21 protein-coding genes are annotated in these 13,471 nt (G+C 51.9%); 7 read left to right on the top strand and 14 right to left on the bottom strand.

Features of this window, described 5'->3' with window-relative positions; genetic code table 11:
• Nucleotides 1-54: 54 nt before the first annotated feature.
• From FKW19_RS12850 to FKW19_RS12825, 7 genes are all read right to left on the bottom strand, one after another.
• On the bottom strand, nt 55-330 hold the full coding sequence (locus tag FKW19_RS12850) for an antitoxin (RefSeq protein WP_193561127.1): 276 nt from the start codon (nt 328-330) through the stop codon (nt 55-57).
• Nucleotides 331-402: 72 nt separating this feature from the next.
• Complete coding sequence (locus FKW19_RS12845) at nt 403-819, bottom strand: hypothetical protein (RefSeq protein WP_116100431.1); 417 nt, start codon at nt 817-819, stop codon at nt 403-405.
• Nucleotides 816-1,253, bottom strand: a complete 438-nt coding sequence (locus FKW19_RS12840) for a plasmid protein (protein ID WP_116100430.1) — start codon at nt 1,251-1,253, stop codon at nt 816-818. Before FKW19_RS12840 ends, FKW19_RS12845 begins: the two co-directional genes overlap by 4 nt.
• Nucleotides 1,254-1,315: 62 nt before the next feature.
• Entirely contained in the window at nt 1,316-1,804 is a 489-nt protein-coding gene (ssb, locus tag FKW19_RS12835; protein WP_116100429.1) for a single-stranded DNA-binding protein, read from the bottom strand.
• 723 nt (nt 1,805-2,527) lie between these two features.
• Nucleotides 2,528-2,674, bottom strand: a complete 147-nt coding sequence (locus tag FKW19_RS15465) for a hypothetical protein (protein ID WP_162870764.1) — start codon at nt 2,672-2,674, stop codon at nt 2,528-2,530.
• Complete coding sequence (locus tag FKW19_RS12830) at nt 2,667-2,966, bottom strand: hypothetical protein (protein WP_086651094.1); 300 nt, start codon at nt 2,964-2,966, stop codon at nt 2,667-2,669. The genes FKW19_RS15465 and FKW19_RS12830 overlap by 8 nt, the downstream gene beginning before the upstream one ends.
• A gap of 59 nt (nt 2,967-3,025) precedes the next feature.
• Nucleotides 3,026-3,703, bottom strand: coding sequence for a hypothetical protein (locus FKW19_RS12825; RefSeq protein WP_116100427.1), 678 nt, complete (start codon nt 3,701-3,703; stop codon nt 3,026-3,028).
• 335 nt (nt 3,704-4,038) lie between these two features.
• On the opposite strand from FKW19_RS12825, the gene FKW19_RS15820 reads away from it, so the two are divergent.
• The 4 genes from FKW19_RS15820 to FKW19_RS12805 all read left to right on the top strand — a co-directional run bounded on the left by FKW19_RS15820 (nt 4,039) and on the right by FKW19_RS12805 (nt 6,552).
• Nucleotides 4,039-4,635: a hypothetical protein gene (locus tag FKW19_RS15820; RefSeq protein ID WP_238331369.1), complete on the top strand. Its 597-nt coding sequence runs from the start codon at nt 4,039-4,041 to the stop codon at nt 4,633-4,635.
• A gap of 440 nt (nt 4,636-5,075) precedes the next feature.
• On the top strand, nt 5,076-5,354 hold the full coding sequence (locus FKW19_RS12815; RefSeq protein WP_116100425.1) for a hypothetical protein: 279 nt from the start codon (nt 5,076-5,078) through the stop codon (nt 5,352-5,354).
• Nucleotides 5,355-5,477: 123 nt separating this feature from the next.
• The gene (locus FKW19_RS12810; protein ID WP_116100424.1) at nt 5,478-6,053 is read left to right on the top strand and encodes a MucR family transcriptional regulator; all 576 of its coding nucleotides are present in this window, start codon (nt 5,478-5,480) and stop codon (nt 6,051-6,053) included.
• Between the two features lie 301 nt (nt 6,054-6,354).
• On the top strand, nt 6,355-6,552 hold the full coding sequence (locus tag FKW19_RS12805; RefSeq protein WP_058988169.1) for a hypothetical protein: 198 nt from the start codon (nt 6,355-6,357) through the stop codon (nt 6,550-6,552).
• A gap of 53 nt (nt 6,553-6,605) precedes the next feature.
• Here the strand turns inward: FKW19_RS12805 and FKW19_RS12800 are convergent, their stop codons facing one another.
• Complete coding sequence (locus FKW19_RS12800) at nt 6,606-7,259, bottom strand: hypothetical protein (protein WP_116100423.1); 654 nt, start codon at nt 7,257-7,259, stop codon at nt 6,606-6,608.
• Between the two features lie 167 nt (nt 7,260-7,426).
• Entirely contained in the window at nt 7,427-8,173 is a 747-nt protein-coding gene (locus FKW19_RS12795) for a hypothetical protein (protein ID WP_150150652.1), read from the bottom strand.
• Between the two features lie 574 nt (nt 8,174-8,747).
• Here FKW19_RS12795 and FKW19_RS12785 point away from each other — a divergent pair.
• Nucleotides 8,748-9,326, top strand: a complete 579-nt coding sequence (locus tag FKW19_RS12785; RefSeq protein ID WP_162870763.1) for a nuclease-related domain-containing protein — start codon at nt 8,748-8,750, stop codon at nt 9,324-9,326.
• On the opposite strand, the gene FKW19_RS12780 is transcribed toward FKW19_RS12785, so the two are convergent.
• Genes FKW19_RS12780 through FKW19_RS12770 form a run of 3 tightly spaced genes read right to left on the bottom strand, consistent with a single transcriptional unit; the run spans nt 9,281 to nt 10,965 of the window.
• Nucleotides 9,281-9,916, bottom strand: a complete 636-nt coding sequence (locus FKW19_RS12780) for a hypothetical protein (RefSeq protein WP_116100420.1) — start codon at nt 9,914-9,916, stop codon at nt 9,281-9,283. The two genes, FKW19_RS12785 and FKW19_RS12780, sit on opposite strands and share 46 nt — an antisense overlap.
• A 60-nt stretch (nt 9,917-9,976) precedes the next feature.
• Entirely contained in the window at nt 9,977-10,354 is a 378-nt protein-coding gene (locus FKW19_RS12775) for an ABC transporter substrate-binding protein (RefSeq protein ID WP_116100419.1), read from the bottom strand.
• Complete coding sequence (locus FKW19_RS12770; RefSeq protein ID WP_116100418.1) at nt 10,351-10,965, bottom strand: hypothetical protein; 615 nt, start codon at nt 10,963-10,965, stop codon at nt 10,351-10,353. Before FKW19_RS12770 ends, FKW19_RS12775 begins: the two co-directional genes overlap by 4 nt.
• Before the next feature lie 431 nt (nt 10,966-11,396).
• On the opposite strand from FKW19_RS12770, the gene FKW19_RS12765 reads away from it, so the two are divergent.
• Together FKW19_RS12765 and FKW19_RS12760 are read left to right on the top strand one after the other, a co-directional pair.
• Nucleotides 11,397-11,753 carry a hypothetical protein gene (locus FKW19_RS12765; protein ID WP_238331368.1) on the top strand — a complete coding sequence of 119 codons (357 nt, stop codon included), beginning with the start codon at nt 11,397-11,399 and terminating at the stop codon, nt 11,751-11,753.
• Nucleotides 11,754-11,869: 116 nt separating this feature from the next.
• Nucleotides 11,870-12,505, top strand: coding sequence for a type ISP restriction/modification enzyme (locus FKW19_RS12760; protein WP_238331367.1), 636 nt, complete (start codon nt 11,870-11,872; stop codon nt 12,503-12,505).
• A gap of 66 nt (nt 12,506-12,571) precedes the next feature.
• Here FKW19_RS12760 and FKW19_RS12755 read toward each other — a convergent pair whose 3' ends face one another.
• The gene (locus tag FKW19_RS12755) at nt 12,572-12,904 is read right to left on the bottom strand and encodes a HigA family addiction module antitoxin (protein WP_162870762.1); all 333 of its coding nucleotides are present in this window, start codon (nt 12,902-12,904) and stop codon (nt 12,572-12,574) included.
• Nucleotides 12,894-13,184 (bottom strand): type II toxin-antitoxin system RelE/ParE family toxin, encoded by a 291-nt coding sequence (locus tag FKW19_RS12750; protein WP_116100417.1) that lies wholly within the window; start codon nt 13,182-13,184, stop codon nt 12,894-12,896. The genes FKW19_RS12755 and FKW19_RS12750 overlap by 11 nt, the downstream gene beginning before the upstream one ends.
• Nucleotides 13,185-13,471: the final 287 nt, after the last annotated feature.

The following is a 13,471-nucleotide window of genomic DNA, read 5'->3' as shown; positions in this document are numbered from 1 at the left end:
CATCACTCACAGGCCCACCCTCCATCGGTAAGCCTCTGAATCACAACCGCTCGCTCAGTTCAATAAATTAATAGGTCCTGAGCCTAAATCCTGAATATCGGGAAAATCGTCTTCTGGGGCCAGCTGCGGTTCTTCGCGCCATGCCATGAGAAGCTCCTTCAGAGTGGAAGGGGTTTTCACAGGCTCCAGAACGAGCTTGTCACCGTCACGGCGTATCAGCACGCGATCTCCTGGCATTTCAAATTCGACTGGAATACGCACAGCCTGACTGCGATTGTTCCGAAAGAGTTTCACTTCGCGCGGTCGGGGAGTCACTTCAGGAACTGGCATCAGAGCCTCCTTTATGTATATCCCTAATTGTATATGCCAAACATGATGACTTCAAGGCTTTTTAATTGCCCATTAAAGGTGCCCGACAGTCACACCATCCTGTCCCCGCATGTAGTGCACCATATAATCGACGCCCGCTATGGACAGCGGCATAGCCACCCCCTGCAACCCTTCCAGACGGGCTTCGTCTCGGCGTGAGGCGATAAAAGCCAGCGCACTCCCTCTTGAGAAAGGCCTGAAGGATTCATCCTCGCGCAGCTGAAACCGTAACGGGACAAGGTCGGCCAGCCCGCGGGCGACATCATGTGGGCTTGGCTCCGGCTCTGGCACCTTGGACCGGAGCAACGAAGAGGCCACTCGGTCTTCCTGAATGGCCAGCAGCAGCCTTTCAAACCGCCTGAGTGTGTTGAGCCTGACAAAGGAAGGTGAGGGCATCCCCTTCACGATATGAAATGCCGTGCGCCCCAGCTCCTGAACAAGCTGTCTCATGCTGCCAATCTCCTGCGGATTGAGCTGATCCGGTCAAGCACCTGGGCATCACGGGAAGCGACTGCGGCCATCCTTGCCTGCTCTGCTTCCTCTTCGATTTCTGCCATGATCTCCTGATTGAGGGCTATTCTGGCAGCCTCTTCGTCTTCACTGTCCCAGTCGTCTTCCTCCACATCATCGCATCCTGCCGGGCAGCATCCGTATTCAATGCCGTGGCAGCAGAAGCCCGCAAGGTGGAAGCCATCGGCATCCGGGGCATAGTCCCCTTTCTGTCTGGCATAGTCCTGCAGGGCTGCGGCCTGATCGGGGGCGAGCCGAGAGACAGTCTGATCAATCTCTCTTGTCAGTTTCTGAACATAGAGTTCATAAGAGCAGCCACAGCCCTTGCTGGCTGCAGAATTGGCTGTTTCATACAGTTCTGCGACATCACACATGAGGAATACTCCGGCTGAACTGGCCGGGGCACCTCCCCGGCCTTAGAGGAAAAAAAAGGCACTCAGAACGGTATCTCGTCATCGAGATCATCGTTTGACTGCGGCGCATCCCACGCCCCCGCCTGACCGCCGTTATTGCGGGTGCCAGAGTTCCGTGGGGCGTTGCTGTATCCGCCACTCTGTTCACCCTCCTCAGTGTGTCGCGTATCGAGAATGGTCAGCTCTCCGCCAAACCGAGGAACCACAACTTCGGTTGTGTAGTTGTCCTTGCCGTCCTGCCCCTGCCATTTCCGGGTCTGGAGTGAGCCTTCGAGATAGACCTTGCGGCCCTTGCGCAGGAAGCGTTCCGCCACATCTGCCAGACGTTCATTGAAAATAACGATGCGATGCCATTCAGTGCGTTCACGCCGTTCGCCAGACTGGCGGTCGTTCCAGGTATCGGACGTGGCCAGTGTGAAAGAAACAATCTTCTGCCCGGACTGGGAGTGACGCACTTCCGGGTCTTTGCCGAGGTTGCCGACAAGAATAACTTTATTAACGGAACCTGCCACAACACTTCTCCTACCCTGCTATACTTCTGATGAAACCGGCTTTACTGGCCGTTGGCGGTGTTTCTTCTTCCGACCACAAGTAAAAGATAGTACGGATACTGAAATAATGCAAGAAAAAACGACAGGAAAACGCAGGAAAATATAAGTTTTTTCAAGGAAATCCCAACTACACAAACCCTTCTTTTCCGAACGCCCTTCATTTACTTACTAATACATAAGTAAATGACAAGTATAGGAAAGAATGGCGGTGAGCATTAGCACGAAAGTGGCGAGACCCCGTTTAGGGGGCTCGACATCTCTTAGCGGCTATGCCGCTTAGAGATGCTGGGCGAACGCACCCCGAGAGGGGCGCCCCGGACACTGCAGAGGACCACCCGGAAAAGCTGAAACGGTCAGAAAGAAAAGAAGCAACCCGACAGGCAATCCAAGGCCATGCCGGTCGAGACCAGAACGATTCAGGCTTACAGCCAAAAGAGTGAGAGGATCCAGAACGCCCTCCCCCGCACCCAGCCTCATATGAAGAGGGAAAAGGGTGCAGTGATCCCCTTCATGAGCAGATGCAATCGGAGCTAACGGGGAACCTGAAGCGTCAGAGCGTGAGAACAGTCCAAGAGCTGCCGGGGCGCAGCCCCGGCCGTTCATAGTTGGCCAGCTCTGCTGGCCGCCTTTTCCCCGCGCGGGTACGAGGCGCAAGAGAAAGGCGGCACTGAGGCCGCCTGGTTGTCAGGAATGATGGGACGCCTGAGCGTCGAGCCTGTCGCGCAATTTGTTAAGACGGCGCAGGATTGGACCGAGAGCGAAGCCAAAAGCCAACGTGAAGATGCAGAACGGCACGACAATGCCAATCATGTTGATTGTAAAGTTACTCATGGTCGTTGTTCTCCTTTTCTGGAGGATATTGGATATAGGCCAGAGTTAGCAAGGAAATTACTTCCACTGAAGAAGCCACGCCAGCGGCAACCATCATCATACGCCAATTTACCCCCATTTGTGAGGTAAAAAACGGGGTTATGATACCAACCCCAACCACACTTAGCGCCATAGTCTGCAAGGCTGACGCTACTGCCTTAAGCCGATCCTCCTGAGATTTCCGGGTCTGCTTTGGGGGCAGAATAGCCCTGAGAAAGCGGCGCTCCCGGTCTGTAATCTGGTTCGTGTTCATCCAATACTCATCCGATGTGAAGGAAAAGAACCGGGCGGCGAAGCCGCCCGGCCGCTGTATCAGAAGCCCAGAGCGTCTGCCTGTGCATCGGCGATCTGACGATCAAGAGAGCGGGCGGAATTGCGGCTGTAGGGCTTCCATTCAGAACCAAAGTATTCGGCGTAAGCCTTGGCGGCACCTTCTGCAAGGGCTGACAGGCCATAGGCTTTCATGCCGAGTTGTGCGGCAAATTCGCGGGCGAAGGCGGCGCGGTTGGCCTGCCCATCCACCCCCATACGATCTTCGTCGCGGTTGTCGTTTGTAAAGCCAGAGGACAGTTCACGGGCGGCCTGTCGCTTGGTTTCATAGAACTGGGCCTGCCCGAAAGCAGAGGCCACACGCGCGCCCACGATGCGCTGCATGTGCATTTCAAGAGCGCGGTAATTCTTTTCACCGTTTACGGTGGTTGCAAGAATGGGTTCCATGATCTTGATTTCTTCCATCACGGAATTGTAACCGGCTCCGAACACTTCATCTGTGTCCACTTCATCAATGGCGAAGGCGCGGGCAATGGCTGCGGCCTGTGCATCGGTGGGAATGAGTGCCTTGACGGCTTCAAGGGTAGCGATAGGGGCAGCGGCCTTGCGGTCAACGGCTTCCTGAAAGGAGGCGCGTGGTGCGTTTTTATTGGCCTTGTTGGCTTTCTTCTCTTGCGCTTCGGTGTGGGCTTGAGCGATAGCAGTAGCAGCGTTTGACATGACCAATCTCCTGTCTGGCGTTAGCCCCGTTTCAGTGTTCGCATCACTGGCTCGGGGCGCTTTATGATTGGGAGTTATTTCCCTCTCACAAGTAAAAGATAGTACAAACCGCCCCACCATTGCAAGAATAAAATGCAATAAAAACAAAAAAATAAATGAATTATTTTTGTTTACTTGTTCATTAACTTCCGCTTTCTTTTCCGCATGCCCTTTATTTACTTTCACATAAACAAGTAAATCCAAGTATAGAAAAGAACGACGGTGAGCATTAGCACGAAAGTGGCGAGACCCCGTTGAGGGGGCTCGACATCTCTTGGCGGCTCGACCGCCTAGAGATGCTGAGCGAACGCACCCCGACAGGGGCGTCCCGGATCCGTATTGAGGTAGAACACGCAAGAACGGGGCAAACGGAAACAAGAAAACTGCGTCTGCCCAAGCCCAACCTGATCTGGACTCTCTTCATAATTTTAAAGAAGGGCTGTTTTTATCAATTCGGTCGCATCATTCCGCGTCACTCTGCCCTTCTTCCGCAGAAGAAACGCCCTCATCCGAGGCGTCTGCTTTGTAAAAAGGACAAGATACAGATGCTGACCATTCCGACATTCTGGCCTTATTTTCTTTTTCTGTTTGGTCTCCAGTGGGTCATCGCGGCCATTCGTGAGCGAAACAACGCCAAGTTGCTTGGCACTCCCTTTGCGTTTTTCGATATTGCTTCGGCAGGACTGGCGACGATGATGCTGTGGCGTCGCCGCTCAACCCGCTATGCTCTTTTCCTAGCTGTTCCTGTTACGGCGCTGTGCACTGTTCTCTCGCTCGGCCTCTATCTTCTGGGCCATGAGAAAGAGGCGCTCAGCGCTCTCGACGTGGCGCTGATGGCCGGATTTGGGGTCTGGCTTCTGGATCTTATCGCTTCAATGATCGAAGAAATCTAAGCGCTGGGTTTCTTCGTCGGAGTCATACTGTGTGCCGGTATGGAGGCCGGCCCGTATGACCCAAGCGCTTTCGGGAACAAGAAACTTGCAACTGGAAAAACCCAACCGGATATGAACTCTCTACATAATTTTGATGAAGGTCTGTTTTTTCTATTCGGTCGCATCATGGCCTAACAGAAACGCAGAACGGAATTTTATTATGTGGAAGGACAACACGATGACATCTGAGGAACTCCCCAAAAGCCCCTGGGCCAGACCCTGTATTATTGAGCTCACATCTGGCGAAAATCCCTTCTCTCTCTTGGCGCGAGAGCAATCCGACCATTTTGATCTCATAAGATCGAAAGCGGGCATGACCTCCTTCTGTGTCCTGTCAGACCAAAGAAGTGAGCCGTCTCTCACGAAGAACACCCCGCCCGAAGATAGCCAGTGAGCGGCTCATGGTTTCTCCACGCACCACGACGAAATACAAACCCCGCCAGCCGGATCTGTTTGGATATCGCAAGCCACGCGCACCACGGCGCTATCTGGCACACATGATTGATGTTGGAGATCACGGCTGTATTTACGAACCGGGCAATACATGCGTTGCCTTGTTTTCATGCGCCCGCTGTGGCTGGGAGAGTGGCTGGATTGAGCGTCAGAACAAAACACATGTTCTACGGGGCGTAGCCTGTGCGCAGTGCAACGATCAACCCCAAGGATCGTTGGCGGACTAAGTCCCCTCTATACGATAGCAACAATACCTTGCCTATGATTTACGGCATGTTAAATGGGTTTTTCCGTTACAGGTCAGAGATTTAGTATTGAGACGACATTCAGACAACAGAAAGACAGGCACAATGGCAGAGTCCACATCCGTTTACGAACCTGACACACAAAAGGTGGAACAGACCGTTACAATCATATCAGCCTATGTAAGCCACAACACGGTCAGCACCGAAGCCCTCCCAGATCTGATCAGATCTGTCTATGCGACACTCGATACACTCTCACCCTCCCACCCTGCTCCTAAAGCCCCTGAGAAAGCCGTAACACCCGCAGTTGGTCCAGTTTCTGACGTGATACCTGAACCACCCGTTCCCGAAAAAAGCGTGTCTCAAGAACACACACCGGCGGTACCCATCAAACGCTCGGTTTTCCCAGATTATATCGTCTGTCTTGAGGACGGTAAGAAAACCAAGATGCTGAAATCCTACATTCAGAGACATTTCAACCTGACCCCTGAGGATTACCGCACACGCTGGGGATTGCCCCCGGAATATCCTATGGTGGCACCAAACTACTCCGCACAGCGGGCCGCCATTGCCAAGCGCAACTCACTTGGGCGACGCGGCGATGACACCAATGCCACACTCTCATCAGGTGAATCTAATATCGCGTCAAATCGTAAAGCACGTGGGCGCAAAACGAAATAAGTCTGACCATTCAATAATAAAGTCCCTTTCTCGTTTTCGGTCGCATGACGATGGATGACACCTGAAGCATCGATACACAAATGGGAAACGAGACATGGATAGCGATAGTGTTAGTCTCAACGCAGTTTTAATTCTGTTGCTTTACTCTGTTGTGGTTTTTATTGTGACGAGACTTTGGTTTAGCGAACGCAGACAGTGTATACTCGCATTCTGTTTACTTACAGTACCAGCCTTTCTGGCGGCATTGTGTGGTGGCTCAGACTCACTGTTCAGCAATGTGCCCTAACAAGGAGAACACTTGATGATGGATCCCAACGATAACACACGCACCATAACCCAAGGCGTAACTTACGGGTTTGCAGAAATAGCGATTGGCTGCACCGCCATTGGCCTTGCCTGTTCTGGTCACACGACCATCGCCCAATGGATGATGATTCCTACCACAGTGACTGGTATGTTCGCCTGGGGTTACATGATGAAAGCCGCGAAGATACGGTGAAACGCTCTCCTCCCACCTGCAAGACAGACTATGCAGGTGGGATAACTCTGACGCTAGAATGCGTAAGGTTTCCGCATCGCCAAGTCTTTCATCAGAGGTAGTTTGGAGTGGTGGATGACTGAGACGCTCGCCATGTTATAAATTGGCCGACCGTCCATGTAGCCAAAGGCAAATAAAGCCGCTGCATCCTTCATTTCATGCAGGGGCCGGACAAACCAGTCGTGAGTATCTGTTCCTCCAGGCTGCCCAAGGAGCGCTGTCAGCGTCTCAATTTTCCTCTTTCTCCACTCAGGACACTCGTCACCGAGTGTTGCAATCTGCAAAGACACCCCACAGCCCATTTTTTGCAAGAGGGTATCAGGCGTTACTGCCTCAGAGACTATCGCCCTACATTTGCGTATGTATGTCTCGGCGGCCGTTTCAGATGCCCCACTGAACCGCATGCCGCCCCCTTCACATGACGCAGCAAAAGTGACGAGCTGACGCATCACTTCCCACTCTGATCCCATTGCAATCAGTGACCAGCTTCTGACACGCCTTTGGAGGGTGCGCTGGCGGGACGCATAGGATTCATAGAGGTTGTTGTCGCCACCTAATTCGAAGAAAAGATACTGGTCACTCGAAAACCCATGATCTGGGAAGGCTGCGTTTAGAGTGTCCGCAGAAAACCTCGTGGCTGCGAGGTCATAAACAATACGATAGGACATGAGATGTCGCTTTCTTAAGAGTTATGAACTCCTTCAGGTCCGACCGGAGCGGGCTGTCGGGTCATGCGCGGCGCACAGCGCCGGCACCGCAGGCCGTCTGGCGCAGCCAGACGGACGAGGAGCCACCGCTTGATGCGAGAGACCGTTTCGGTCAGAGCGCTCCTGTCTTAGAAAGGAATATCCTGCCCCTCTTTCTGCCTAAGCGATAACCTCATCCTCATGGGCTTTGAAGCCATTTTCTTTTGAAGTTGGCACCACCTTCTATTGCGTCTGCGCTGCTTTTTTCCTGAGCGCCAATACGAGCGCAGAAGCGGTCGCAACTCGGGCCAACGAGCTGTTACATCCGCATAGGCAACTGACTGTTCAGAAGCGCAACATCCGTAGCGATCAATGCCCTGTACGATAGCAACGCGCCCTATTTCGGATGAAATCTGCACAAGGCATCCATCGTTCAGGTCGGGTTGCGAAGGGAGCCGTAAGAGAACTTTGCTGTCAGCATTGTGCAGGGCAAGCCAGCCGCCAGCCAACGTGACAAGCCCTGAGAGAGCCATCAGATCGTAATCAGGCAGGATATGCTGTATCGCCATCTTTAAATCGGGCACGGCTTGCCAGAACCTGATCCTTTTATCGGCTAACGGCCCGCTGTAGCCTTCAGGATTCTCACACGATACGATTTCGCACATATCACACTGATAGATTTTACGTCCGCTTTTCCAATAAGCAAGACTGACGTCCTCGAAACAATCAACCCATTCCACGGCTCGGATATCCAGTGCTGGATATTCTACAGAAAGAGCGTCTGCATGATGGAGAAGGGTCGAACCAGAGCCGTTATACAGTGTGACTTGTACCGTATTGTCATCCAGAAACATGATGTCTTCGGAGTGACAGTATCCCTCAACAAGCTCTTTCACGAGCCTGTTAAGGAGCGGGGCTGGGCCAGTGAGTGTCTGGACTGATATTGTGGATATACTCATCATTGGGATCCTGTGATTTTGGTCCCAATTTCGTGGGGCACAGACAACCGGTCGGGGCAATGGCGCGCCATTAAGGGCGCGGGCCGTCAGGCCGCACCATTGCGGCGAGCGTGTTGTTCTGTGCGCTCAAGGCATTATAAAAGTCTCTTTCCTGAAGAAATGAGTATTTTTCGTCGCATCAGCACACTCCAAACTGGTTCCCGATCAGTGAGGAGTTTGTAATGTCGCGAAAATCCAGTCCCCAGTCTGTTGAGAGCAAACTGTCGAACCATTCGGTCAAGACGTCCCCTGTCGAAACTGAAAGCATTATCATTGCACCAAACGGTTCACCGCACAAAACAACTCATTATCCGCGCACCTCTGGCGATAACATGTCAAAGCATCAACGATACTATGCTCGAAACCGCGAGTTGGTTTGTGCACGCCAGCGTGAAGCCAGGCGCCGCAAGAAAGTGTTGCGGGTATCCCAGAAAATGGGGGACATCTAATGCGGCGGCGATACGGAGCTCCCATGAGGTCTGCACGAGAAAACTCGTTCTTGAAAGCTTTCAAATCTGACATTCAGGGGCGCAAAGGTGAGACGGACGTCAGGAACATTCTTACTGAATATGGTCTGCCCAGTCTCCATGATATTGTGTTGCCAACCCGATCAGGAAACCCAACGCAGATTGATCATGTCGCGCTGACGGCTTTTGGCATACTCGTCATTGAAACCAAGCACTTACGAGGCCGATTGAGTGGGGATGTTCGCAACGATTACTGGCGGCAAACTCTGCCGGGTGGATGGTCTGAGAAAATCTACAGTCCTGTTCGGCAAAATGCCGGCCATTGTGACGCCGTCTATATGATCGTCCGTCACATAGATGCTCGGATTCAGACACTTAGTAGAATCGTCATGACAGGGACTGCAGAAGTTGCCCCAGAGCTTTCCTCAGTGGTGGATACAAGTGAAACGTTTGCGAAGGAACTGGAAAGCCTACGGAACAACTCTGTTTCAGAGCTGCTCCAGCATGCCTGGGATCGCCTAACTGAAGCAGCAAAACATCATGAGGGCTTGCGGAAAGGAACGACTTTATCCCCATTTGCCTGATTTGCTTCGCGATCATCTTCCCGAACAAGAATGACTTTTTCAGCCGGGCGGTTAAAATTGCGTTTCATGTAATCAATGAATTCCTCCCGGTCTTCATCGGTCAACGGAAACGCTGCCTCATAGGAATCAAAGCCATCTGTCTGGTAGCTACCACAATCAATTTCGAGCGCTTCCATGTAGTCCAGCCCGTCACATGTCGCATTGACAAAACCAAGTCTTGAGGGCTCGTACCCGTCATATCCAAGCTGTACAATCCAGCTCTCTCCGAGATAGATCACGTCTATCATGCCATCTTCTGCATTGATCGGGGGCCACGCGCCGATTTCCACGCCCTTAAACTGGCCAGGAAACATGTCGGCCAGAGCCTTCGCCAGCCGTGCTGTCTGGGGCCTCATGACGGCAAAATCATGCACAACAGGAATAGGGGCATCCTCACGCTCGGCTCGGAAATACGCTTCAACTTTTTCTTCTGGCCACGCTTTATCAATAAGCGCATCCATTTCATCTTCTGTATAACGATGCCGAGCTGGATCTTCTGGAGCTTTGGACACGACTGGTTTTTTGGTGCGAGATGTTTTCTTGGATGGCATAATAGACCTGTGTGGTTGACTAAAAACGAGAGTTTGAATACCGCAAGACGCTTGGTCTTCTCAGTTCAAATCGCGACAGTCTGATGTGACATTATGACTCGAACGCAACACGACGTTGCCGTTCCTGTCGCCAATCAATTCACACCTGACCCATGATGCCTTCTGACCTGGCTGAGCCGGCCGAAACAAAATCATGGATGAACCCGTTTCACTACTGGCGCTGGAGCGGATTTCGTATCCAGAATTCAGCAACTGCTCCAAAGAGGCCGGGTGTTCTGCAAAGAGAGTGGGAACAGCATGTGGCGTGGTTTTGGGTGCGAACTGGCTCGTCCCGCTGCTGATCATGTTTTGCGCTGAAGCCGGTTGTGACAATGCCATCAAACCAGCAAAGGCTGCCAGTGGCAGGCTATACGTTAATTTCACAAAAATTTCCTTCATAGACAGAATTTCACCTTCGGGGGCGGCGGAGCAATTTCTCCAACCCGCCGCTTCACTTCCTGCATGAGCACGGCGGCAATTTCATGAATGAGTTCCATCATATAAGGAGCCTCAGACGGACGCGGCCCGTATGGCGTGTTCGATATCAATGTAATAAGCTGTGGGAGAATGCCGCTTTTTGTGATTTCCTTGGGTTTGCCTGTCGGGGTGATCTTTCCCTGAGCATATCCCAGGGCGCCCAGAAAACTGGCGGTAATCAATGCTCCCAGGCGCATGTCTTCGTCCCACGTCATCAGGCCTAATAAATAGGGTCTGACGATCTGTTCAGATCCACGGAACAGTCTGAAAAAGACACTGCCATCGACTATGCTGCCGTCTTCACCCAAGATATCTACACGCAAACGCCACCCGTCCCGAAATCGGGGATGCGGTACGCTGCCTTCTCCATCCTGGGCAATTTGCCTATAACGCGCTCTGACCTCTGGTGAACTTGGAGTGCGGAATGTCACGACACTGGTGGATGTCTCCTCCAGCTTCAGGTGCTCACCCTGTATTCCAGTATCTTCTCTGGTGCTTACCGCATCACAACTCGGATTGACGCCATGTTGCATAACAGTTTCGTCTCCTTATTCCCGTAAGCCCCTATCTTTGCCTCACAAGATGGGACGAAAAACTTCGTCTCACCAGATTCGTCTAAAAAAGTGAATCTGGTCGCATGATGAGAGGGAATACTCCTCCCTAAAGGAGAACCACTTATGCCTTATCCCTACTGCTCTGCCAGCCATGGCAGACCCGTCCGCACAGCAAAACTTATCCTGCCTCTCTTTGTCTTGCTTGGAGGCATGCCCGCGTTCGCGGTCGCACAAACCACGTCACCAGCCCCCAAAATAACACAGCCTACGAACACAATTCCGGAGCCTTCTCCGCTATTGCGGGGCCAGGACCTCCCTTCATCTGCTGATGAAATGGGGTTCGTACAGTTTCAGCATTGGCGCTAAACCCCGAACCGTGAAAAAAGCACCCAACCCCGTCAGGGCCCCTTATGCTGTCGGGTGCGCTGAAACGCTTTGTGATGGATAATTCCCATGCCAGTATCGACACTAAGAAAGCCACACAACGGACCGTAGAACTATTTCTAAAAGCTTTCGGAAATGCGCCTGCGTCCATTGTTGGTGGCGCGAAGGCTGGGGCGTTCCGTGACCTGCTGTTTGCTCTTCCGGCATCACTGGGTAAACGTAAAAGCAGCCTTACCCTTGAAGAAGAGGCTCAGAGAGCCAGAGAGGAAGGTCTGCCCACCCTGAGCGGGAAAAAACCACATGATGCATCTCTCTGCCCTGTGGAACCAGCTACACCAGCGCGAACAGGTCACACGCAATCCGTGGACAGGCTGGAATTTTGAAAACGGACAGAAGACCTGCAGAGCATTGACGGCATCCCCTGCTTCCTTATACGCCCCCATACCGAAACCGGCTGGGTACCGAAAACAGAAGCCGGCACCCCACCCAGCCACGCCTTGTGCGCCGCGAAGCCATTACGGATGAAGGACTGAAGCACTTTCAAGATGCTTATCCGGGACAGACCATCAGCAAGAGAGACCTGTTCTACTACGTCTACGGTATCCTGCACTTTAAGGAATATCGGGAACGCTATGCTGACACCCTACGCAAAGAATTACCTCGCATTCCACGTGTAAAAACATATGAGGCTTTCAAAGCATTCAGCGATGCAGGTCGCAGACTTGGAGAAATGCATGTCAATTTTGACAATCAGCCCATCTACGATGGTGCAAAGGTTGATTATGGCAAAGGCCCTCTCACACCAGAAACTTTCCGAGTAGAAAAAATGAAATACGGTAAGGGCAAGGACAAAAGCGTCCTGCATTACAATGACCGTATCACCGTCACAGGCATCCCGCTGGAGGCCTATGATTATGTCGTAAATGGCAAACCCGCGCTGGATTGGGTTGTCGAACGCCAATGTGTCAAAACCGACAAGGCCAGTGGAATTGTCAACGATGCCAATGACTGGGCTATCGAGACCATGAATAACCCACGTTACCCGCTGGAACTGTTCCTTCGGGTGCTGACTATCAGCCTTGAAACCATGAAAATCGTAAAAACCTTGCCAGCTCTGGATATCCTGGAAAATTAACTCAACAAGAGGGTCAACGGGGGAAGCATTCCCCCTTGCCTGCGGCTGGCTCCCTTTAAAAATAAGCTATTGAGAAACTCGATATCTGACAGGTTGCTGAGCCTGACCAAAGAAACCACTCACCTCAAGATCGCCTGCATGGACACGCGCTTGTGCCAAATCAAACGTGCTCTGCATCCGCATCAACGTCTCGGCACTAATACCAAAAGCTTTCTCAAAGCGGATAGCCATGTCTGCTGATAAGCGTGCCCGGCCATTCAGTAACGCACTGATGGACTGGCGAGAAACCCCAAAATGCTCGGCGACAGCATTCACACGGATGTTATAGGGTTCCAGTAGTTCTGTTTTTATCCAGTCCCCTACATGAACCGCCAGAGAGGGGTGCATTTTAAGAGCCATGATAATCCTCCAATGTCATATCCAGAAGAGCACCTGTTTCGCTCACTCTGAATGTCAGACGCCAGTTTTTCGTAACGGTCATTGACCATGTTCCTGCCCGGTCGCCAGTTAGCGGATGCAGCCCATAATTGGGTGGGACAGACAACTCTTCCAAAGACCCGGCAGCATCAATAAAGGCCAGCATTTTTCGCAAACGACTGATGTCTCCGACCAGTCCTTTTGCATTCCCAGTTTCAAAGAAACGCCGGAGCCCTTTATGAGCGATACTGTCTATCTCCATGTGTGTAATGTATGACTTTACATGAAATACGTCAAGTAGTGCTTTACGTTTAAAAATATCTATAGTCCTTCGTTAACTACCTTGACTGCCCCACGGGTTTGCTCCAAAAGTAGAATTGCAGTCACTAATACGAAGGATGATTTCGTCTGAAATTATCTTTGCTATCTCAATTGGTTGTCTTATTGGTTGCGACCAAAGAAAGCGGGTTCGAGTCCCGCAGTTCGCACCACTAACCTGTTGAAATATAACAGTAAAATGAGAATTTGACGGGTCTGCGGGATTTTCCC

Origin of the sequence: Acetobacter sp. DmW_125128 (assembly GCF_008704325.1) — a bacterium.
Lineage (GTDB): Bacteria > Pseudomonadota > Alphaproteobacteria > Acetobacterales > Acetobacteraceae > Acetobacter > Acetobacter oryzifermentans.
This window is presented reverse-complemented; position numbering and strand designations above follow the sequence as displayed.

Excerpts from the sequence above, each read along its gene's own strand:
- FKW19_RS12850 (WP_193561127.1), bottom strand. The coding sequence starts at position 330 with ATGCCAGTTCCTGAAGTGACTCCCCGACCGCGCGAAGTGAAACTCTTT.
- FKW19_RS12845 (WP_116100431.1), bottom strand. The coding sequence starts at position 819 with ATGAGACAGCTTGTTCAGGAGCTGGGGCGCACGGCATTTCATATCGTG.
- FKW19_RS12840 (WP_116100430.1), bottom strand. The coding sequence starts at position 1,253 with ATGTGTGATGTCGCAGAACTGTATGAAACAGCCAATTCTGCAGCCAGC.
- FKW19_RS15465 (WP_162870764.1), bottom strand. The coding sequence starts at position 2,674 with ATGAGTAACTTTACAATCAACATGATTGGCATTGTCGTGCCGTTCTGC.
- FKW19_RS12830 (WP_086651094.1), bottom strand. The coding sequence starts at position 2,966 with ATGAACACGAACCAGATTACAGACCGGGAGCGCCGCTTTCTCAGGGCT.
- FKW19_RS12825 (WP_116100427.1), bottom strand. The coding sequence starts at position 3,703 with ATGTCAAACGCTGCTACTGCTATCGCTCAAGCCCACACCGAAGCGCAA.
- FKW19_RS15820 (WP_238331369.1), top strand. The coding sequence starts at position 4,039 with ATGCTGAGCGAACGCACCCCGACAGGGGCGTCCCGGATCCGTATTGAG.
- FKW19_RS12815 (WP_116100425.1), top strand. The coding sequence starts at position 5,076 with ATGGTTTCTCCACGCACCACGACGAAATACAAACCCCGCCAGCCGGAT.
- FKW19_RS12810 (WP_116100424.1), top strand. The coding sequence starts at position 5,478 with ATGGCAGAGTCCACATCCGTTTACGAACCTGACACACAAAAGGTGGAA.
- FKW19_RS12805 (WP_058988169.1), top strand. The coding sequence starts at position 6,355 with ATGATGGATCCCAACGATAACACACGCACCATAACCCAAGGCGTAACT.
- FKW19_RS12800 (WP_116100423.1), bottom strand. The coding sequence starts at position 7,259 with ATGTCCTATCGTATTGTTTATGACCTCGCAGCCACGAGGTTTTCTGCG.
- FKW19_RS12785 (WP_162870763.1), top strand. The coding sequence starts at position 8,748 with ATGAGGTCTGCACGAGAAAACTCGTTCTTGAAAGCTTTCAAATCTGAC.
- FKW19_RS12780 (WP_116100420.1), bottom strand. The coding sequence starts at position 9,916 with ATGCCATCCAAGAAAACATCTCGCACCAAAAAACCAGTCGTGTCCAAA.
- FKW19_RS12775 (WP_116100419.1), bottom strand. The coding sequence starts at position 10,354 with ATGAAGGAAATTTTTGTGAAATTAACGTATAGCCTGCCACTGGCAGCC.
- FKW19_RS12770 (WP_116100418.1), bottom strand. The coding sequence starts at position 10,965 with ATGCAACATGGCGTCAATCCGAGTTGTGATGCGGTAAGCACCAGAGAA.
- FKW19_RS12765 (WP_238331368.1), top strand. The coding sequence starts at position 11,397 with ATGCTGTCGGGTGCGCTGAAACGCTTTGTGATGGATAATTCCCATGCC.
- FKW19_RS12755 (WP_162870762.1), bottom strand. The coding sequence starts at position 12,904 with ATGGCTCTTAAAATGCACCCCTCTCTGGCGGTTCATGTAGGGGACTGG.
- FKW19_RS12750 (WP_116100417.1), bottom strand. The coding sequence starts at position 13,184 with ATGGAGATAGACAGTATCGCTCATAAAGGGCTCCGGCGTTTCTTTGAA.